The organism is Streptomyces sp. WAC07094 (assembly GCF_036320405.1).
Lineage (GTDB): Bacteria > Actinomycetota > Actinomycetes > Streptomycetales > Streptomycetaceae > Streptomyces > Streptomyces lannensis.
Genome location: NZ_JAVMJZ010000001.1, coordinates 5,162,801 through 5,182,058, shown reverse-complemented (window position 1 = coordinate 5,182,058; position 19,258 = coordinate 5,162,801). Strand labels below are relative to the sequence as shown.

General features: G+C 69.6%; 22 protein-coding genes and 1 tRNA gene. 8 read left to right on the top strand and 15 right to left on the bottom strand.

The window, feature by feature from the left end; translation table 11 throughout:
* Window positions 1-131 precede the first annotated feature (131 nt).
* A complete protein-coding gene (locus RCR19_RS22920) occupies window positions 132-2,546 on the top strand; it encodes a transglycosylase domain-containing protein (protein WP_331266820.1) in 2,415 nt (804 codons plus the stop codon).
* Window positions 2,547-2,558: 12 nt separating this feature from the next.
* On the opposite strand, the gene bcp is transcribed toward RCR19_RS22920, so the two are convergent.
* Window positions 2,559-3,026 carry a thioredoxin-dependent thiol peroxidase gene (gene bcp, locus RCR19_RS22915; protein ID WP_331266819.1) on the bottom strand — a complete coding sequence of 156 codons (468 nt, stop codon included), beginning with the start codon at window positions 3,024-3,026 and terminating at the stop codon, window positions 2,559-2,561.
* Window positions 3,027-3,188: 162 nt separating this feature from the next.
* On the opposite strand from bcp, the gene RCR19_RS22910 reads away from it, so the two are divergent.
* From RCR19_RS22910 to RCR19_RS22890, 5 genes are all read left to right on the top strand, one after another.
* The gene (locus RCR19_RS22910; RefSeq protein WP_059127734.1) at window positions 3,189-3,527 is read left to right on the top strand and encodes a DUF3618 domain-containing protein; all 339 of its coding nucleotides are present in this window, start codon (window positions 3,189-3,191) and stop codon (window positions 3,525-3,527) included.
* Between the two features lie 43 nt (window positions 3,528-3,570).
* Window positions 3,571-3,912 carry a co-chaperone GroES gene (locus tag RCR19_RS22905; protein WP_079050309.1) on the top strand — a complete coding sequence of 114 codons (342 nt, stop codon included), beginning with the start codon at window positions 3,571-3,573 and terminating at the stop codon, window positions 3,910-3,912.
* A gap of 163 nt (window positions 3,913-4,075) precedes the next feature.
* The gene (locus RCR19_RS22900; RefSeq protein WP_059127735.1) at window positions 4,076-4,396 is read left to right on the top strand and encodes an SMR family transporter; all 321 of its coding nucleotides are present in this window, start codon (window positions 4,076-4,078) and stop codon (window positions 4,394-4,396) included.
* Between the two features lie 104 nt (window positions 4,397-4,500).
* Window positions 4,501-5,517, top strand: coding sequence for an HNH endonuclease signature motif containing protein (locus tag RCR19_RS22895; RefSeq protein WP_331266818.1), 1,017 nt, complete (start codon window positions 4,501-4,503; stop codon window positions 5,515-5,517).
* Between the two features lie 39 nt (window positions 5,518-5,556).
* Window positions 5,557-5,641: transfer RNA gene (locus tag RCR19_RS22890), tRNA-Leu, on the top strand.
* A 56-nt stretch (window positions 5,642-5,697) separates the two neighbouring features.
* Here the strand turns inward: RCR19_RS22890 and rdgB are convergent.
* The 4 genes from rdgB to RCR19_RS22870 all read right to left on the bottom strand — a co-directional run bounded on the left by rdgB (window position 5,698) and on the right by RCR19_RS22870 (window position 7,971).
* Complete coding sequence (rdgB, locus tag RCR19_RS22885; protein ID WP_331266817.1) at window positions 5,698-6,300, bottom strand: RdgB/HAM1 family non-canonical purine NTP pyrophosphatase; 603 nt, start codon at window positions 6,298-6,300, stop codon at window positions 5,698-5,700.
* Window positions 6,301-6,364: 64 nt separating this feature from the next.
* Window positions 6,365-6,763, bottom strand: a complete 399-nt coding sequence (locus tag RCR19_RS22880) for a hypothetical protein (RefSeq protein WP_331266816.1) — start codon at window positions 6,761-6,763, stop codon at window positions 6,365-6,367.
* A gap of 168 nt (window positions 6,764-6,931) precedes the next feature.
* Complete coding sequence (gene rph / locus RCR19_RS22875) at window positions 6,932-7,663, bottom strand: ribonuclease PH (protein WP_059127862.1); 732 nt, start codon at window positions 7,661-7,663, stop codon at window positions 6,932-6,934.
* Between the two features lie 74 nt (window positions 7,664-7,737).
* Window positions 7,738-7,971, bottom strand: a complete 234-nt coding sequence (locus RCR19_RS22870) for a PTS glucose/sucrose transporter subunit IIB (protein ID WP_331266815.1) — start codon at window positions 7,969-7,971, stop codon at window positions 7,738-7,740.
* 439 nt (window positions 7,972-8,410) lie between these two features.
* Between RCR19_RS22870 and RCR19_RS22865 the strand changes: the two genes are divergently transcribed.
* Window positions 8,411-9,661 (top strand): PTS transporter subunit EIIC, encoded by a 1,251-nt coding sequence (locus RCR19_RS22865; protein ID WP_331266814.1) that lies wholly within the window; start codon window positions 8,411-8,413, stop codon window positions 9,659-9,661.
* 90 nt (window positions 9,662-9,751) lie between these two features.
* Here RCR19_RS22865 and RCR19_RS22860 read toward each other — a convergent pair whose 3' ends face one another.
* The gene (locus RCR19_RS22860) at window positions 9,752-10,504 is read right to left on the bottom strand and encodes an MBL fold metallo-hydrolase (protein ID WP_331266813.1); all 753 of its coding nucleotides are present in this window, start codon (window positions 10,502-10,504) and stop codon (window positions 9,752-9,754) included.
* A gap of 267 nt (window positions 10,505-10,771) precedes the next feature.
* On the opposite strand from RCR19_RS22860, the gene RCR19_RS22855 reads away from it, so the two are divergent.
* Window positions 10,772-11,212, top strand: coding sequence for a type II toxin-antitoxin system PemK/MazF family toxin (locus RCR19_RS22855; protein WP_331266812.1), 441 nt, complete (start codon window positions 10,772-10,774; stop codon window positions 11,210-11,212).
* Between the two features lie 70 nt (window positions 11,213-11,282).
* On the opposite strand, the gene RCR19_RS22850 is transcribed toward RCR19_RS22855, so the two are convergent.
* The 9 genes from RCR19_RS22850 to clpS form a co-directional block, all read right to left on the bottom strand.
* Window positions 11,283-11,825 carry a hypothetical protein gene (locus tag RCR19_RS22850; protein ID WP_331266811.1) on the bottom strand — a complete coding sequence of 181 codons (543 nt, stop codon included), beginning with the start codon at window positions 11,823-11,825 and terminating at the stop codon, window positions 11,283-11,285.
* 140 nt (window positions 11,826-11,965) lie between these two features.
* Entirely contained in the window at window positions 11,966-14,035 is a 2,070-nt protein-coding gene (locus tag RCR19_RS22845; RefSeq protein WP_331266810.1) for a putative Ig domain-containing protein, read from the bottom strand.
* 367 nt (window positions 14,036-14,402) lie between these two features.
* Window positions 14,403-15,353, bottom strand: coding sequence for a cysteine synthase (locus RCR19_RS22840; protein ID WP_331266809.1), 951 nt, complete (start codon window positions 15,351-15,353; stop codon window positions 14,403-14,405).
* 6 nt (window positions 15,354-15,359) lie between these two features.
* Window positions 15,360-15,659, bottom strand: a complete 300-nt coding sequence (locus tag RCR19_RS22835) for a MoaD/ThiS family protein (RefSeq protein WP_331266808.1) — start codon at window positions 15,657-15,659, stop codon at window positions 15,360-15,362.
* A 151-nt stretch (window positions 15,660-15,810) separates the two neighbouring features.
* Window positions 15,811-15,906: a putative leader peptide gene (locus RCR19_RS22830; RefSeq protein ID WP_319114358.1), complete on the bottom strand. Its 96-nt coding sequence runs from the start codon at window positions 15,904-15,906 to the stop codon at window positions 15,811-15,813.
* 79 nt (window positions 15,907-15,985) lie between these two features.
* Window positions 15,986-16,408 carry a M67 family metallopeptidase gene (locus RCR19_RS22825; RefSeq protein ID WP_331266807.1) on the bottom strand — a complete coding sequence of 141 codons (423 nt, stop codon included), beginning with the start codon at window positions 16,406-16,408 and terminating at the stop codon, window positions 15,986-15,988.
* A 75-nt stretch (window positions 16,409-16,483) separates the two neighbouring features.
* On the bottom strand, window positions 16,484-17,935 hold the full coding sequence (locus RCR19_RS22820; RefSeq protein ID WP_115975419.1) for an amino acid permease: 1,452 nt from the start codon (window positions 17,933-17,935) through the stop codon (window positions 16,484-16,486).
* Between the two features lie 343 nt (window positions 17,936-18,278).
* Window positions 18,279-18,884, bottom strand: a complete 606-nt coding sequence (locus RCR19_RS22815) for a DUF2017 domain-containing protein (RefSeq protein ID WP_331266806.1) — start codon at window positions 18,882-18,884, stop codon at window positions 18,279-18,281.
* 10 nt (window positions 18,885-18,894) lie between these two features.
* Entirely contained in the window at window positions 18,895-19,212 is a 318-nt protein-coding gene (gene clpS / locus RCR19_RS22810) for an ATP-dependent Clp protease adapter ClpS (RefSeq protein ID WP_059127851.1), read from the bottom strand.
* Window positions 19,213-19,258: the final 46 nt, after the last annotated feature.

Sequence of the window (19,258 nt, the reverse complement as noted above, 5' to 3'; positions counted from 1 at the left end):
CGTTTTCCCGGCACGACACGTCCGTCGTCCCGGGAACGGAACGCAAGGTGCGACAGTCTTCATCAGGGGACGCAGATGGCGTACGAGGGCGTACGTGAACGTACGACGCAAAACGGGAGTCCGGCACCACGATGAGCGACGAGCCGCAGCCGCAGCCGCAGCAGGGCAGTCATGCCCTCGCGCCCCAAGAACCGCCGTCGGGCCCGTCGGGGCCGGCCCCCGGCAGGCCCCGGCGCACGGGGTGGCGCAGGCTGATCCCGACCTGGCGCATGGCCCTCGGGACCCTCGTGACCGGGCTGCTGCTGCTGGTCGGGCTCTTCGCGCTCGGCTACTACCTGGTCAAGATCCCGCCCGCGAACGCGGCGGCGACCAAGCAGAGCAACGTGTACCTGTACGCGGACGGCACCGAACTCGCCCGTGACGGCTCGGTCAACCGCGAGAGTGTGATGCTCGCCCAGATCTCCAAGGACGCCCAGCACGCGGCGCTCGCCGCCGAGGACCGCGACTTCTACTCCGAGTCCGCCGTCGACCCCAAGGCGATGATCCGCGCCGCCTGGAACACGGCCACCGGCAAGGGCAAGCAGTCCGGCTCCACGATCACCCAGCAGTACGTGAAGAACTACTACCTGGGCCAGGAGCAGACCGTCACCCGGAAGGTGAAGGAGTTCTTCATCTCGATCAAGCTGGACCGGGAGAAGAGCAAGGACCACATCCTCGAGGGCTACCTCAACACCAGCTTCTTCGGCCGCAACGCCTACGGCATCCAGGCCGCCGCGCAGTCCTACTACGGCGTGGACGCCAAGGACCTCACCGCCGCCCAGGGCGCGTACCTCGCGGCCCTGCTGAACGCGCCGAGCCAGTACGACGTGACCGCCCACCCCGAGAACAAGGCGGCCGCCGTGGCCCGCTGGAACTACGTCCTCGACGGCATGGTCAAGAAGCACTGGCTGACCGAGGAACAGCGACAGAAGGCGACCTTCCCGACACCCAGGCAGCAGGTCACCGCCACCGCCATGTCGGGCCAGCGCGGCTACCTGGTCCAGGCGATCAAGGACTACCTCGTCACCAACAAGATCATCGACGAGGACACCCTGACGGGCGGCGGCTACCGCATCACCACCACCCTGCAGAAGTCCAAGCAGGACGCCTTCGTCAAGGCCGTCGACGACCGGCTGATGAGCAACCTCGACAAGAAGAACCGCAAGGTCGACCGCTCGGTGCGGGCCGGCGGCGTCGCCATCGACCCGGCCACGGGCAAGGTCCTCGCGATGTACGGCGGCATCGACTACACCGAGCAGTACGTCAACAACGCGACCCGCCGCGACTACCAGGTCGGCTCGACGTTCAAGCCGTTGGTGTTCACCTCGGCCGTGCAGAACGGCGCCCGCACGCAGAACGGCGTCGCGATCACCCCCTACACCGTCTACGACGGCACGGACAGACGACCCGTGCAGGGCTGGAGCGGCGGCACCTACGCGCCTGAGAACGAGGACAACGTCTCCTACGGCCCGATCACCGTCCGCACGGCCACCGACGACTCCGTCAACGCCGTGTACGCGCAGATGGCGGTCGACGTCGGCCCCTCCAAGGTCAGGCAGACCGCGATCGACCTCGGCCTGCCCGCGAACACCCCCGACATGAACCCGTACCCCTCGATCGCGCTCGGCACGGCCACCGCGAGCGTCCTCGACATGGCCGAGGCGTACGCGACGCTCGCCAACCACGGCAAGCACGGCACGTACACCCTGGTCGAGAAGATCTCCAAGGACGGCAGGGAGGACGTCGACCTTCCGCACCGCGCCATGAAGCAGGTGGTCAGCCGCGAGGCGGCGGACACCACCACATCAATGCTGCGCAGCGTCGTGGACAGCGGCACCGCGACGGCCGCCCAGGGCGCGGGCCGGCCCGCCGCCGGCAAGACCGGCACCGCCGAGGAGGACCAGGCGGCCTGGTTCGCCGGCTACACCCCCGACCTGGCCACGGTGGTCGCCGTGATGGGCCAGGACCCCGACACGGGCAGGCACGAGTCCCTGTACGGCGCGATGGGCCTGTCCCGCGTCAACGGCGGCGGCGCGCCCGCCGAGATCTGGGCGCAGTTCACGAGGACGGCGCTCAAGGACAAGCCGGTCCAGAGCTTCGATCTGCGCCTCCAGGCCGGCGCGGAGGGGTACCACGACCCGTCCCTCGACCCCACGGCCCAGCAGCCGGGGGAGCCCGACGAACCCGACAACGGCGCCACCACGGGCGACCGGAGCGACCCGGGCGAGGACCAGGGGCAGACCGACGGAGGCTTCCCGCCCAGCGGCGGCACCGACACCACCGGCTCACCCGGCACCGGCGACACGGGCGACACGGGCGGCTCCACCGACGACGGCGCAACGACCGGGGACGGAGGCACCACGGGAGACGGCGGCACGACCGGCGACGGCGGCGGCACCGGCCCCGGGGGCCCGCCCGGCACAGGAACCACGAACGGCGCCGCGGGGCCCACCGGGGACGGCGGGCCTACGGGAGACGGCGGGACGACGGGCAGAGCCGAGGGCTAGGACCCGGCGCGATCAGATCCCCAGATCCTTGATGATCTTGGCCACATGCCCCGTCGCCCGCACGTTGTACAGCGCGCGCTCGACCTTGCCCTCCTCGTCGACGACCACCGTCGAGCGGATGACGCCGACGACCTTCTTGCCGTACATCGTCTTCTCGCCGAAGGCGCCGTACGCCTGAAGGACCTGCTTGTCCGGGTCGGCGAGAAGGGTCACCTTCAGGGACTCCTGTTCGCGGAACCTGGCCAGCTTCTCCGGCTTGTCGGGCGAGATGCCGATGACGTCGTAGCCGGCGCCCGCAAGGAGCTCCAGGTTGTCGGTGAAGTCGCACGCCTGCTTGGTGCAGCCTGGAGTGAGCGCGGCCGGGTAGAAGTACACGATGACCTTGCGGCCCTTGCGGGCGGCCAGGGAGACCTCGTTGCCGTCGGCGTCGGGCAGGGTGAAGGCGGGGGCGGTGTCGCCGGGTTCGAGTCGCTCGCTCATCGGTACCTCACATGGCAGGGGCGGGTTACCCGACGAGCCTAATCTCCCCCGCACCCGCCACAGGGGTGCCGGGGAGTGCGTCGGGCACGAAGCTGACAGACTGTCGACCACAGATGCAGGAATTGCGCGGAACACGTCGCAAACGACCACGGAGGAAGCGCGGTGACGGACACGTCGAGCACACCGGACACCAGGACTCCGGCGCAGATCGAGGCGGACATCAAACGCCGCCGCGAAACCCTCGCCGAGACGCTCGACGAGATCGGCGTCCGGGTGCACCCCAAGACGATCGTCGGAGACGCCAAGGCCAAGGTCGTCTCCAACATCGACCACACGCTCGGACGGGCATACGTCGGCGTCAACCGGACCGTCAGCCAGGTCAAGGGGCAGTTCGTCACGCAGGAGGGCGCACCCCGCCTGGAGCGCATCGTCCCCGTGGCCCTGGTCGTGGTCGGCGTCGCCGGACTGCTCACGCTCGGCTCCCGGCGGCGCAAGCGCTGACCCGGACGCACACGAAGAGATCGAAGGCAGGTAGGTTCGGGGTGTGAGCGAGAAGACCCACCACGACAAGTTGCCGATCCGGATGCTGCACGACCGAGTGCTCGTGCGGCAGGACGCCGCCGAGGGCGAGCGCAGGTCCGGCGGCGGCATCCTGATCCCCGCGACCGCGGCCGTCGGCCGACGCCTCGCCTGGGCCGAGGTCGTCGCGGTCGGGCAGAACGTCAGGACCGTGGAGCCGGGCGACCGGGTGCTGTACGACCCGGAGGACCGGGCCGAGGTCGAGGTGCGGGGCACCCCGTACGTCCTGATGCGCGAACGCGATCTGCACGCCGTGGCGGCGGACCGCTTCGAGGGGTCCGAGGACTCCACGGGCCTGTACCTGTAGAACGAACGGCAAAGGGGCCGGTGGCAGACGCCACCGGCCCCTTTGCCGTTCCTTTGCTAGCCTTGGACGACCCCGACGAGACGCGCCGTACCGGGACGGGACCGCCAGGTCCACAGGCAAAGACGACGCACCTGTCCGTTCACGTCTCACGGAGGTGCCTGTCATGGCCTGGGTCCTGCTCGTCGTCGCCGGACTGCTCGAAGTCGCCTGGTCGATCGGGATGAAGTACACCGACGGTTTCACCCGCCTGTGGCCGAGCCTCGCCACCGGCGCGGGAATCGTCGCGAGCATGCTTCTGCTCTCCTACGCCGCGAAATCCCTCCCCATCGGCACGGCGTACGGCGTCTGGGTGGGCATCGGCGCGGCCGGCGCGGCGGTACTGGGCATGACCGTCCTCGGCGAGCCCGCCACCGCCGCACGGATCTTCTTCGTGGCCCTGCTGCTGATCGCGGTGGTGGGGCTGAAGGCGACTTCGGGGCACTGAGTTCCCGCTGCACCGCCGGGGCGACGACTCTCGTGACTGCCCGGTCGGTGGTTCGTTACTCCGTGCGAGACGCCGAACAGGCGGGCGAGAACGGGGGTAAGGCCATGGCGGACAGGTACGACCGGGGCGCACTGGCGACGGCGGTCGCGGAGTCCCACACCTGGAACGGCCTCATGCGCCGCCTCGGGCTCAAGCCCAGCGGTGGCCGGCGACGCGTCCTGCAGGAACGCGTCGCCGCGCACGGGATCGACACAGGCCACTTCCGGCAGCGCAGTTCGTGGCTCCGATATCCGGACGATGCGATCGCCGCGGCGGTCGCATCGTCCACGACACTGCGGGAGGTCGCTCTGAAACTCGGCGCCACGCCCGCCACCGGAACGCTCACGCACCTACGCCGCCGCATCGCGGCGGCCGGCATCGACATCGGCCACTTCCCGGGCGTCGATCGCCCGTACACCCTTCCCCGGTTCACGGACGGCGAACTGCGAATCGCGGCCGCCTCGGCCCCGAGTGTGCGCGGTGCGGCCGGAGCACTGGGGGTGCCCGACGACGACCGGTCACGCGCCGCACTGAGCCGGATGTTCCGGGAGCGGAAGGTGGACACCTCCCACTTCCGCAACGCCCGCCTGGCGATCCCGGAGCAGGCACTGCGGGCGGCCGTTGCCGAAGCGACGAGCTACGCCGATGCGATGCGGGCACTGGAACTCGAAGTGACCGACACGAACCACCGCCGTGTGCGGCGCAAGGCGGCGCAGCTCGGCCTGGACACAAGCCACTTCAAGCGGCGGCCCCGGGCGGCGGTGCACACGTCCCGTCGCGCGCCCACGGCGGGACGCGTGCTCGTGATCCTCCCCGCCGGGTCCCCGCGGACCAACCGGGCCCGACTGCACGCGGCACTTCAGGAGTCCGGCATTGCCCATCGGTGCGTGTCCTGCGGCAACGCGGGTGAGTGGCTCGGGCGGGAGATCACCCTCCAGATCGACCACATCAACGGCGACTGGCTGGACAACCGCATCGAGAACCTGAGGTATCTGTGCCCGAACTGCCATGCCCTGACGGCAACATGGTGCCGCCGGAAGGACAGGCGGGCCGCAGGCCCTACAGGCTCACCCGTAGACTGAACGGCACGAAGCGACGCAGGGATAAATGTCCGCTTTGGGGCGGTCGTGGCGAAAGAGGCGATACGCGCGGGTTTTAGGTGCCCGTGGGAGAAATCCCGTGTGGGTTCGAGTCCCACCGACCGCACGCCGGCATTGTGAGGGCCCACCCGGGAGAAAAGGACGGGTGGGCCCCTCGCGTCGTCAGCCGAGCAGCTGCCGCACCACCGGTACCAGCGCCCGGAACGCCTTCCCCCGGTGGCTGATCGCGTTCTTCTCCTCGGGGCTCAGTTCCGCGCAGGTCCGTGTCTCGCCCTCCGGCTGCAGGATCGGGTCGTAGCCGAAGCCGTTCGTGCCCGCCGGAGTGTGGCGAAGGGTCCCCTTCAGCTGGCCCTCCACCACACGCTGCGTCCCGTCCGGCAGGGCCAGGGCCGCGGCGCAGGCGAAGTGCGCGCCGCGGTGGGCCTCGCCGATGTCCCCGAGCTGGGCCAGGAGCAGGTCGAGGTTCGCCTTGTCGTCTCCGTGCCGGCCGGCCCAGCGGGCCGAGAAGATGCCGGGCGCGCCGTGCAGTACGTCGACACACAGGCCCGAGTCGTCGGCGACCGCGGGCAGGCCCGTGGCCTGGGCCAGGGCGTGGGCCTTGAGCAGGGCGTTCTCGGCGAAGGTGACGCCTGTTTCCTTGACGTCGGGGATGTCGGGGTAGGCCTCCGCGCCGACCAGGTCGTGCGGGAGGCCCGCGTCGGCGAGGATCGCCCTGAGTTCGGTGATCTTTCCGGCGTTGCGCGTGGCGAGGATCAGGCGGGTCATGTCCATCAGTATCCGTGGGGCGCGGGCGTCTTCTGCCCGCGCCCCCGGTGCCGGCCGCGGCGTGCTAGGACGTGCAGACCTTGGTCAGCTCTCCGGCGGCGTCCGTGACGGGGCCGACGTCGGGGGTTTTGTCGCCGTTGCGGACGGCCTCGCGGACGTTCGTGACGGACGTGCGCAGATGGTCGACCGCCTTGTCGAGATCGACGTCGTCCGTCGTGTCCCCGATCTTGTCGAGGTTCCTCTCGATGGAGTCGAGGGACGCGTCGGTCTGCGTCGGGTCGTTCGCCGCGTTCTCGACGGCCTGCTGGAGGTCGGTGACGCTGTCGGCGATCGCGTCGGCGGTCTGGACGCAGTCGATCGCCTTGTCGACGGCGTCGCAGCCCGCGCTCGCGCCGATGGCGGCGAGTACGGCGACGGCTGCGAGTGCCGCGGCGGTGGTGCGGCGGCGGTGGCGCGCGGCCATGGAACGGATTCCCTCCCCGTCGGCGGTGCGGCACCTTCCCGTGGGCGCGCCGGCCGGTCCGGCTCGCCGACCCGTCGGTGGTCGTACGGGGCTGTGTCCGGGCGCGCGGGGTACCCCCGGGCGCCCTCGCGTCAGCGGTGCGGCTACCTCTGAAAACGCCGTTCGGCGCTACTCGGTTGCCTCGAGGGCGTCGCGTTGCAGGGTCGCGAGCCGGTCGCAGCCGGAGACTGCCAGGTCGAGCAGGGCGTTCAGTTCGGTGCGGTCGAAGGGTGCGGCCTCCGCCGTGCCCTGTACTTCCACGAAGCGGCCGTCGCCGGTGCAGACGACGTTCATGTCGGTGTCGGCCCGGACGTCCTCCTCGTAGCAGAGGTCCAGGAGCGGTACGCCGCTCACGATGCCGACGGAGACGGCCGCGACCGTGCCGGTCAGCGGCTGCCGGCCGGCCCGTACGAGCTTCTTGCGCTGTGCCCAGGCGACCGCGTCGGCGAGTGCGACGTAGGCGCCGGTGATCGCGGCGGTGCGGGTGCCGCCGTCCGCCTGGAGGACGTCGCAGTCGAGGACGACGGTGTTCTCGCCGAGCGCCTTGTAGTCGACGACGGCGCGCAGGGAGCGGCCGATGAGGCGGCTGATCTCGTGGGTACGGCCGCCGATCTTGCCCTTGACCGATTCGCGGTCGCCGCGGGTGTTGGTGGAGCGGGGCAGCATGGCGTACTCGGCGGTGACCCAGCCCTCGCCGCTGCCCTTGCGCCAGCGCGGGACGCCTTCGGTGACGGAGGCGGTGCAGAGGACCTTGGTGTCGCCGAAGGAGACGAGGACGGAGCCCTCGGCGTGCTTGCTCCAGCCGCGCTCGATGCTGATGGGGCGGAGCTGTTCGGGCGTGCGGCCGTCGATTCGAGACATGGGCCGAGCCTATCCATAGATGCGTCAGGGGCCCCTCCCGGTGGGAGGGGCCCCTGACGTGTGGGCGCGTGGGCTCACATCATGTCTTCGATCTCCGCGGCGATCGGGTCCGCGTCCGTGCCGACGACGACCTGGATGGCGGTGCCCATCTTGACGACGCCGTGGGCGCCGGCGGCCTTCAGAGCGGCGTCGTCGACCAGAGAGGCGTCGTGGACCTCGGTGCGCAGCCGGGTGATGCAGCCCTCGATCTCGTCGATGTTGTCGATGCCGCCGAGACCGGCGACGATCTTCTCAGCCTTGCTGGCCATGTCTCTTCTCCCTGATCCGAACCGCTTTGTCGCAGTAACCCATAGGTGGACGAACTTTGCGAGCGGTCTGGTCGTGCGAACCCGAGGCAGGCGTTCCCGACAGTGCGACCGTCCGCGAACTGGTCTACACCACGCCGCAACAGGGCGCCAAACGCAGTGCGGCACGGGGTGACTGCGCCGGGACATAACGACCAAGTGGCACTTATCACGCTCTTCAGGCCTCTACCGCATAGCCGGATCGAGCTATCATTTCCGGGAATTCGCCGCAAGTGCGGCACTACTTACGGTATGTCCGGGACTACAGAATTCACGGGTTCCTTATCCCACCTTCACCGTGCTACAACAGGTCTACACCAGTGAGTGGTGTAGACCACGCGGGAGCTGCCCACCTCGTTCAGCCCTTCCCGTCCCCCGGCAGCCCCCAGCACATGGAGGAACTATGAGCACCGCCACCGAAACCTCGGCGGCCCCCGCAAAGAAGCGGGGATCAGGTCTGTTCCAGGGCCTGCAGAAGGTCGGCCGCAGTCTCCAGCTCCCGATCGCCGTACTGCCGGCGGCGGGTATTCTCCTGCGACTCGGCCAGCAGGACGTCCACGACAAGCTGAACCTGCCCGACAAGGTCACGGCGGTGTTCGCCACAGCTGGTGGGGCGATCTTCGACAACCTGCCGATGCTGTTCTGCATCGGTGTGGCGATCGGCTTCGCCAAGAAGTCCGACGGCTCCACGGCACTGGCGGCCCTGGTCGGCTTCCTTGTCTACAGCAATGTGCTGAAGGCCTTCCCGGTCACCGAGGCCAAGGTCCAGGCCGGCGCCGACATAGCCGCCACCTACAACAACCCCGGCGTCCTCGGCGGCATCCTGATGGGTCTGCTGTCGGCGGTGCTGTGGCAGCGCTACCACCGGACCAAGCTGGTCGACTGGCTCGGCTTCTTCAACGGCCGGCGTCTGGTCCCGATCATCATGGCCTTCGTCGGCACGCTCGCCGGCGTCTTCTTCGGTCTGATCTGGAAGCCGATCGGCGAGGGCATCTCGGACTTCGGTGAGTGGATCACCGGTCTCGGCGCGCTGGGCGCGGGTCTGTTCGGTCTGATCAACCGCGCACTGATCCCGGTCGGCATGCACCAGTTCGTGAACACCGTCTCCTGGTTCCAGATCGGTGACTTCAAGAACTCGGCCGGCGCGGTCGTCCACGGTGACCTCAACCGGTTCTTCGCCGGTGACCCGACCGCCGGACAGTTCATGTCGGGCTTCTTCCCGATCATGATGTTCGGCCTTCCGGCCGCCGCGCTCGCCATCGCGCACACCGCCCGTCCCGAGCGCCGCAAGGCCGTGCTGGGCATGATGATCTCGCTGGCGCTGACCTCCTTCGTGACCGGTGTGACCGAGCCGATCGAGTTCTCGTTCATGTTCATCGCCCCGGTGCTGTACGCGATCCACGCGGTCCTCACCGCCCTGTCCATGGCGGTCACCTGGGCGCTCGGCGTCCACGCGGGCTTCACCTTCTCCGCGGGTGCCATCGACTACCTGCTGAACTGGAACCTGGCGACCAAGCCATGGCTGATCATCCCGATCGGCCTGGTGTTCGCGGCGATCTACTACTTCGTCTTCCGCTTCGCGATCGTCAAGTTCAACCTCCCCACCCCGGGCCGCGAGCCCGAGGAGGAGGTCGAGGACCTCACGAAGGCGTGAGCGACTCCACTGAACGACACGAAGGCCCCGGAACCTCTCAGGTTCCGGGGCCTTCGGGCGTGTGAGGGGCGCGTTGCCCGTACGCCGGTCCTAGACCTCGTACGTCGCCCGGGGCGTCGCCAGTTCCACGGGTCCGGAGTAGACGGCCCGGGCGTCCGCCAGATTGACCTGGGGGTCGGTCCACGGCGGGATGTGGGTCAGGACCAGTCGGCGGGCTCCGGCGCGGGCGGCCGCCTCGCCGGCCTCACGGCCGTTGAGGTGGAGGTCCGGGATGTTCTCCTTGCCGTAGGTGAACGCGGCCTCGCACAGGAAGAGGTCCGTGTCACGGGCGAGTTCGTCCAGGGCCTCGCTCACACCGGTGTCGCCGGAGTAGGTGAGCGACCTGCCGCCGTACTCGACGCGGATGCCGTACGCCTCCACGGGGTGGCGCACGCGTTCCGTGTGGACGGCGAAGGGGCCGATCTCGAACGAGCCGGGCTTGACCGTGTGGAAGTCGAAGACCTCGCTCATCGAGGAGGCCGAGGGGGTGTCGGCGTAGGCGGTGGTCAGGCGCTGCTCGGTGCCCTCCGGACCGTAGACCGGGATGGGTGCGGCGCGGCCGCCGTCGTGGCGGTAGTAGCGCGCGACGAAGTACCCGAGCATGTCGATGCAGTGGTCGGCGTGCAGATGACTGAGGAAGATCGCGTCGAGGTCGTAGAGACCGCAGTGGCGCTGCAGCTCGCCAAGGGCGCCGTTGCCCATGTCGAGGAGCAGCCGGAAGCCGTCGGCCTCGACGAGGTAGCTCGAGCAGGCCGAGTCCGCGGACGGAAACGACCCCGAGCAGCCGACGACGGTGAGCTTCATAAAGCTGGAACCTCCGCGTGGCAGAAAGTGCACAAGGCAGGAACGGGCAGTGACGGGGGTCGTGCGGTCCGACGAGCGTAAGGCGCAAAAGGGCCGGTCGCTCCTCCGCCAGGGGCCGTTGTGGGCGAACTCACCTGTGGTGTCACCGGTTCGGCTGGACCATGGGCGCGTGCGGAGTGCGTCGGGGCGCACGACCCGCGGTGCGGCGGCGCGTTGGTGTGTGCCGAGGGCGAGCGGTGGGGCTTGTACGCCGGTACCGTCAACGATATGGACACGTCCTGGTGGCTGGCGCTGGCGGCGGTGGTGCTGCTCGCGCTGATCGCGACGCTGGTGGACGGATGGGGGCGCGGGCAGCGCCCCCGCCGTGCCGCGACGCGTCCGCCTGGACGTGCCCGGCTGCATCCGCGGCCGGCCGAGATCTGGTGGGCGAGCGTTCCGTACGAGGACCGGATCGGTTCGAAGGACCGGCCCTGCCTGGTGCTGACGGTGCGCGGGGACAGCGCGACGGTCGCCAGGATCACCAGTCGGTACCGCGACGAGCGGGCGGGCGTGATACCGCTGCCGCCGGGCACGATGGCCGACGCCCACGGGCGGCCCAGTTTCCTGGAGACCGACGAACTGCGCGACGTGCCGCTGTGGGACTTCCGGCGCCGGGTGGGTGTGGTGGACCCCGTGCTGTGGGATCAGGTGCGGTATCTCGCTGGGTGACCGGCCTCATGGCGTGTCCTTGACGGCCCTGTCCTTCCTTCGGTCTTCGTCCTCTCCCCCGGCCTCGTCCTCACGGTGCCGTCACGGTCACCGTGACCGTCCACTGCTCGATGCCCAGGCACGCGTTCCGGCCCGGTTGCCGGGCGCACAGGGGTCGGCTCGAGGAGAGCCGCGCCGTCCCGGGCGCGACCGCCTCGAAGGCGGCGAGGGCGCCGCCCGGCGGGACGGCGATGCCGGCGTTGGTGGCCTCGAGCGCGTCTCCCTCGGCGGTGACGACGGCCCAGGGCCGGTCCTTGGAACCGTCCAGTTCGATCCGGATCCGCCCGCCCTGTGCCAGGCACACGGTGCGGCCCGTGTCGGCCGCGGTGAGCTGCACCTCGGGCGCGCACCCCGTCCCGGTGGGGGTCGGCGGAAGCGACGGTGAGGCCGGTGCCGACGGCGGGACCGGTGCCGTCGATGCAGGCGGTGCCGACAATGCGGGCGGTGCCGACGGCGGGGTCGCACCGCCACCGCTGCCGGACGAGCCGGCGCCGGCCCCGCAGCCCACGACGAGAAGTGCCGCTGCCGCGACGGCGGTGACGGTGGTGGTCCGGTGGAGCGTCGTACGGCGCATGGGGCGGCCGCCTTCCTCTGCCTCGTCCTCGGTCCTGCCCTCGTGCTGGTGTGACGTTCCTCCAGCTCATCAGGATCCGCCCGCGACCGCGAGCGGGCCCCGGCCGCTGGTACGGCCGGGGCCCTTGGTGCCGGAGGTGCTCAGCCGGTCGTCAGTGCGGTGTCGTCGACGACGAAGCTGGTCTGCAGCGAGGAGTCCTCGGCGCCGCTGAACTTCAGGGTGACCGTGGACCCCGCGAAGGAGGACAGGTCGAAGGACTTCTGCGCGTATCCGGTGGCGGCGTTGAGGTTCGAGTACGTCGCCAGCGTGGTCGAACCGGCGGTCACCGTCAGCTTGTCGTACTGGCTGCCGGTGGTGGTCTCCGCCGTGTCGATGTGCAGATAGAAGGTGAGCGTGGCCCTGCACCCGGACGGGATCGTCACCGACTGGGACAGCGTGTCGGTGTGCGAGGACCCGTACCCGTCGAGCCAGGCCTTGTACGAACCGCCGTGCGCCGCCTCACCGCTGTCGTTGGTGATGACCCCGCTCGTCGCGGTCCAGCCGGTGCTGCCCGACTCGAAGCCCGGGTTGCCCAGCAGTTGCGCCGAGGAGCAGGAGCCGCCGGAGGAGCCGACCGTCCAGCTGAAGGACGCCGAGCCCGAGGCGCCGGTTGAGTCCCTGGCCGTGACGGTCGCGCTGTAGGTGCCCGCGGTGGACGCGGTTCCGGAGATCAGGCCGGTCGAGCTGTTGATCGACAGTCCGGTGGGCAGCCCGGTCGCGCCGTAGGTGAGCGCCGCACCCGCGCTGTCGGAGGCCGAGATCTGCAGGCTGACCGAGCCGCCGGTCGTGGTGGACTGGTTGCCGGGGCTGGTGACGGTCACGGTGTTGCCGGAGCCGCTGCCCGCCGAGAAGGCGGCCGTGCCGTTGGGGGTGCCCCAGCCGGTCGGGCCGTCGTAGCCGGCGCGCGCGGTGCAGAAGTACGACGTGGAGCAGCTGCCGTTGTTGCCGGTCGTGACGTCGTACAGGTTCGCGGTGTGGGAGTAGGGGTACTTCGCCGGGTAGTCCGTGGCGCCCGGGGTGCCCGCGAGGGCGTAGACGCCGGCGATGATCGGGGCGGAGGCGCTGGTACCGCCGTAGACCGCCCAGCCGGAGCCGCCGTAGGTGTCGTAGACCGCGACGCCGGTGGCCGGGTCGGCGACCGCCGAGACGTCGGCCTCCATGCGCCGGGAGCAGCCGGTGTCGGTCTGCCAGCTCGGCTTGGGGTCGTAGGCCGAGCAGCCGGAGCCGGTGCCCTCGGTGCTGCTGGTCTTCCACACGGACTCGGTCCAGCCGCGGGAGTTGGAGGACGTCGACAGCGCGGTGCCGCCCACGGCGGTCACGTACTGGGAGGCCGCCGGGTACTCGGCGCCGTAGGCCTCGTCGCCCGAGGAGACCGTGATCGCGACGCCGGGGTGCTTGAAGTACTGGGTGTCCTCACTGGTCTGGGACGACGCCTCACCGCCGCCCCAGCTGTTGGACACGAACTTGGCGCCGAGCGCGACGGCCTCGTTCTCGGCCGTGCCGAGATCGGTGTCGTTCGCGGAGTTGGCCTCGACGAGGATGATCTTGCAGTTCGGGCAGACGGCGCTGACCATGTCGATGTCGAGCGCCTCCTCGCCCGCCCAGCCGGTGTTGTTGGACGGCAGCGAGGTGGTCGAACCGGTCTGACTGACCTGCTTGAAGCAGCCGTTGGCCTTGGTGCACGCGGACAGCCCGTAGGTCGAGCGGTAGGTCGCGAGGTCCGATTCGGCGTTGGGGTCGTTGTACGCGTCGACGACCGCCACCGTCATGCCGGAGCCGCCGGTCGAGGGCAGGTTGTAGGCGCTGTGCAGGTTGGCGGGGCTCAGGCCGGAGGGTGCGGCGGCCGCCATCGCGGAGGCGAGCCGCTGCTCGATGTCGGTGCGCCGCTGGGCGAAGCAGGACGCGTGACCGGCGGTCGGGGCGCCGCACAGGTGCTGTGTCGGCACCTTCTGGCCGGGCTTGCCGGTGGCGTGGACGGTCTGCGCCTCGGGGCTGGTCAGCGCCCGGGCGTTCTGGGTGGTGTGGGAGGACTGCGCGGTGCCGGAGGCGCTCTGGGCGCCGGCGGCCGGGGCCGCCATGAGACCGGCGACGGTGAGGGCGAGAGCGGGGAGGGCGGCGGTCAGGAGTCTTCGCAGGCTCCGTCGCCGCTTGCTCGGGCGGGACTCACGCATGGGGTGCTGCCTCTCTCGGTTTGAGGCCGGCGCCGCGCGGGCCTGGGTCGGGCCGGACGCGGAGCCACAGCCGGGAAGTGGGGATTCCTGAAGCTGAGTGGCAGGCCTGTGACGCGCGTAGCGACGGTGGGACGCGTTGCCATGGGCATGACACTTATAGCGCCGTGAACACCCTGAGAGCCCAGTGAGCGTGACATGACAGGGTGCGGGCAGAACCTAGCCCGGTCCGGCGAGGGCGGGCAGTCCCGAAGAGAGATCTTTGCCGCTCCATAGGCGGCACTTAGCGCGCCGATTGGCGGGCATTGGCGCGTTGATGAGAAGGCGGGTTCCGGGGGCGGGGCCCCCGGTCACCTCCGTAGGGAAAACCCTATGCCCACAGCTGTCCGTGCAGTGTCCTGATCGCCTCTTCCGTCGTCGCCGCCGTGTAGACGCCCGTCGACAGGTACTTCCAGCCGCCGTCGGCCACGATGAAGACGATGTCGGCGCTCTCGCCCGCCTTGACGGCCTTGGCACCGACCCCGATGGCCGCGTGCAGCGCCGCACCCGTGGAGACGCCCGCGAAGATGCCCTCCTGCTGGAGCAGTTCACGGGTACGGGTCACCGCGTCCGCCGAGCCCACGGAGAAGCGGGTGGTCAGGACCGAGGCGTCGTACAGCTCCGGCACGAAGCCCTCGTCGAGGTTCCGCAGGCCGTAGACCAGGTCGTCGTAGCGCGGCTCGGCCGCGACGATCCGCACGTCCGGCTTGTTCTCGCGCAGATACCGGCCCACGCCCATGAGGGTGCCGGTGGTGCCGAGGCCGGCCACGAAATGCGTGACGGAGGGGAGATCGGCCAGGATCTCGGGACCGGTGGTCGCGTAGTGTGCGCCCGCGTTGTCCGGATTTCCGTACTGGTAGAGCATCACCCAGTCCGGGTGCTCGGCCGCCAGCTCCTTGGCGACGCGCACGGCGGTGTTGGAACCGCCCGCGGCCGGGCTCGAGATGATCTCGGCACCCCACATGCCCAGCAGGTCACGGCGCTCCTGCGAAGTGTTCTCCGGCATGACGCACACCATGCGGTAGCCCTTGAGCTTCGCCGCCATGGCCAGGGAGATGCCCGTGTTGCCCGAGGTGGGCTCCAGGATCGTGCAGCCAGGGGTCAGCCGGCCGTCCTTCTCCGCCTGCTCGATCATGTGCAGGGCGGGACGGTCCTTGACCGAGCCGGTCGGGTTGCGGTCCTCCAGCTTGGCCCAGATACGGACGTCGTGGGACGGCGAGAGCCGCGGCAGGCGCACCAGAGGGGTGTTGCCCACCGCGGCCAGCGGGGAGTCGTAGCGCATCCGCGATCAGGCCGTTCGCGGCTCGGCCGCGGCGGAGCCTCCGGCCACGGCGGGCAGGATGGTCACGTTGTCGCCGTCGGCGAGCTTGGTGTTGATGCCGTCGAGGAAGCGGACGTCCTCGTCGTTCAGGTAGACGTTCACGAAGCGGCGCAGCTCCCCGCCGTCCACGATGCGGGCCTGGATGCCCGTGTGACGCGTCTCGAGGTCGGCGAACAGCTCGGCGAGGGTCTCCCCGTTGCCCGCGACGGCCTTCTGGCCGTCGGTGTACTGGCGGAGGATGGTGGGGATGCGGACCTCGATGGCCATGGCTCGGGGCTCCTGTCGGGAGAAGTCTGGATGGGGGGCGCCCCCTGCTCCAGCGGAGCCGAGAGCTTGCGGGCGCGCACGGCGGCGCGGAGCGTCATGACAGGACGCGGGGCGGTACGCCGCGGCCCGGCCGGACGGCGGCAGTGCGGCGTCAACAGATGGCGCTGTTCGACCTGCACAGATCGACGTGCAGCCGCGCCACGAGCAGCGTGCCCGGCGTCTTCTTGCTCACGTCGTGGAGAACCATGGGGTCATCGTATCGATTCCCCCCGCGGCGTCCGGAGTGTGATCTCGCATGGTGGATGAATTCTGCCCGAATTGCGGGATCAGTAGCTCTCCACCACCGTGACCTCCTCCTCTGTCACCTCTCCCTCCACGATCCGGAACGAGCGGAACTGGAAGGGGCCGGCGTCGTCGGTGTCGGCGGTCGAGACCAGGACGTAGTGGGCGCCCGGCTCGTTGGCGTACGAGATGTCCGTGCGGGAAGGGTGCGCCTCGGTCGCCGTGTGGGAGTGGTAGATGACCACCGGCTCCTCGTCACGGTCGTCCATCTCCCGGTACAGCTTGAGCAGATCGCCGGAGTCGAACTCGTAGAACGTGGGCGAGCGGGCCGCGTTCAGCATCGGGATGAAACGCTCGGGGCGGCCCGAGCCCACCGGGCCCGCGACCACCCCGCACGCCTCGTCGGGGTGGTCCTGGCGCGCGTGGGCGACGATCCGGTCGTACAGGTCCTCGGTGATGGTCAGCATGACGGTCAGGATAAACAGAGGGCCGCCCCGTACCGAAGGGTGGTACGGGGCGGCCCACATGGTGGGCTGTACGGCTCAGCCGACCTTCTCCAGCCGCGTTCCGCGACGCTCGGCGACCTGCGGGTTGCGGGCCTTGAGCACGACCCAGCCGACGGCCAGGGCGGCCGCCCAGACGGCCATCACGTACAGGCAGACGCGGGAGTCTGCGTCGTAGGCGATCAGGGCGGTGACGAAGAGCAGGAACGCGATGGCGATCCAGCTGCACACGGCGCCGCCGGGTGCCGGGAACGAGGAGGCGCGCAGCCGGCCCGCCACCACCGCGCGGCGGTACAGGACGTGGCTGATCAGGATCATCAGCCAGGTCCAGATGCCGGCCGCGGTGGCCACCGAGGTGACGTAGCCGAAGGCCTTCTCCGGGACGACGTAGTTGAGGACCACGCCGATGCCCATGCAGGCGACCGAGGTCGTGATGCCGAGGGCCGGGGTCTTCGACGCCGACAGCCGGCTGAACGCCTTCGGGGCCTCACCGTTGTCGGCGAGGGTGCGCAGCATGCGGCCGGTGGAGTACATGCCCGAGTTGCAGGAGGACAGGGCCGCGGTGAGCACCACGAAGTTGACGATGCCCGCACCGGCGGGAATGCCGATCTTCGCGAAGGCCTCGACGAACGGGCTCACACCGGCCCCGAACTCGGTCCACTTCACCACGCAGAGGATGACGGTGAGGGCACCGACGTAGAACAGCGCGATGCGCCAGGGCAGGGTGTTGATCGCCTTGGGCAGGGTCTTCTCCGGGTTCTCCGACTCACCGGCCGTCACACCGACCAGCTCGACGGCGAGGTAGGCGAACATGACGCCCTGCAGGGTCATCAGCGAGGAGCCGATGCCCTTGGGGAAGAAGCCGTCGAACTGCCAGAGGTTGGAGACGGAGGCGGTGTCACCGGCGGAGCTGAAGCCGAACGTCAGCACACCGAGACCGATGACGATCATGCCGATCAGCGCGGTGACCTTGACCATCGAGAACCAGAACTCGATCTCGCCGAACAGCTTCACCGAGATCAGGTTGGCCACGAACAGGACCACCAGGAAGACCAGCGCCGTCACCCATTGCGGGATGGACGGGAACCAGTAGTGGACGTAGATCGCGGCGGCCGTCAGCTCGGCCATGCCGGTCACCACCCACATCAGCCAGTACGTCCAGCCGGTGAAGTAGCCGAAGAACGGGCCGAGGAACTCCCGGGAGTACTCCGCGAAGGAGCCGGAGACCGGGCGATAGAGGAGCAGCTCGCCGAGCGCCCGCATGATGAAGAAGATGATGACGCCCGCGAGGGCGTACATGAAGATCAGACTGGGGCCGGCCTTGGCGATGTTCGCCCCGGCACCGAGGAAGAGGCCGACGCCGATGGCGCCGCCGATCGCGATCATCTGGACCTGACGGCTGCCGAGCCCGCGCTCGTACCCCTCTTCGGGGGTGTTGCCGCCCACGGCCTCACTGCCGTCGTAGTTCTTACCGACCTGCGATGAGGTCATGTGTGGTGCACCTTTCTCCATGCCGATCCGAGCCAGTCCCATGGCCCCGGATCGGGTTCCGATCCCCCCGGAATGTGATGGAGCAGTGCCTGGCCGACGGTTGTCGGCTCGGTGGCGCACCCGACCGGACGTGGGTGTTGTCCCGTCGGGCGGTCGTGAAGGTCTATCACGGCCGCACCGTTGATCGGCTGGACGCCATGTGACGCACAGCACCGGAAGAACCGGACAAATAGGCACTCGAACGGGCACACCGGGCCGCGGTGGTGATGTGATCGTTATCCGGACTTGAGCCCCCGCTGAGCGAACACGGACCCCTCGCCGGGTGCCAACAAACCCCTTTGAATCAGGGCATAAGGGTCGTGACGAGCGTTTCCTGGAGGCCACCGAGCCACAGATAGGCCATCACCATGGGCTTGCGCGGATCCTCGTCCGGCAGCCGGTAGAGGTGGTCGGTGTCGTCCTCGTCCACGACCTCGAGCCGCGAGCCGATCGCCAGGCGCAGGTCGTTCAGGGCGCCGAGCCACTGCCCGGACTCCTCCTGCGACAGCTTCAGGACGCCGCCCTCCTCGCTCGCCGAGGTCAGCGCGTCCAGCGAGCGGATCACGGCGAGGGCGTTGTCGCGCTTGCGCGCCCGCAGGTCGTTCTCGGTGAAGCGGCGGAACTCGGCCGAATGCGCCCGCTGTTCCTCGGCCTCCTCGGGCGAGTCGGGGTCGCCGCCGGGGCCGCCGTAGGCGTCCGGGAACAGACGGCGCAGCACCGGGTCGGAGGGCGGTTCGCTGGGGCCCTCCGCGAACAGTTCGGCGAGCGGATCGTCCGGGGCGTCCTCGGCGGGGCCGGGGCCGATGAGTTCCAGCAGCTGCACGGCCAGCGACCGGATGATGGAGATCTCGACGTCGTCGAGCGCGACGGCGGCACCGCCGCCGGGGAGTGATTCGAAGTGTCCTGACATCAGGGGGTCGTTACTTCCGGTCCTGCTGGAGGGTGGCCCACAAACCGTAGCCGTGCATCGCCTGCACGTCGCGTTCCATCTCCTCGCGGGTACCGCTGGAGACGACCGCCCGGCCCTTGTGGTGGACGTCGAGCATGAGCTTGGTGGCCTTGTCCTTCGAGTAGCCGAAGTACGTCTGGAAGACGTACGTCACATAGCTCATCAGGTTGACCGGGTCGTTGTGGACGATCGTCACCCAGGGGACATCGGGTTCGGGAACGGCGAACTGTTCCTCCGCCGACTCGGTCTTCTCGATCTCTAGGGGTGCAGGAGCCGTCACACGGCCCATGCTGCCACCTCGACCGGGCCCCCGCACAAACGGACACAGCCACCAC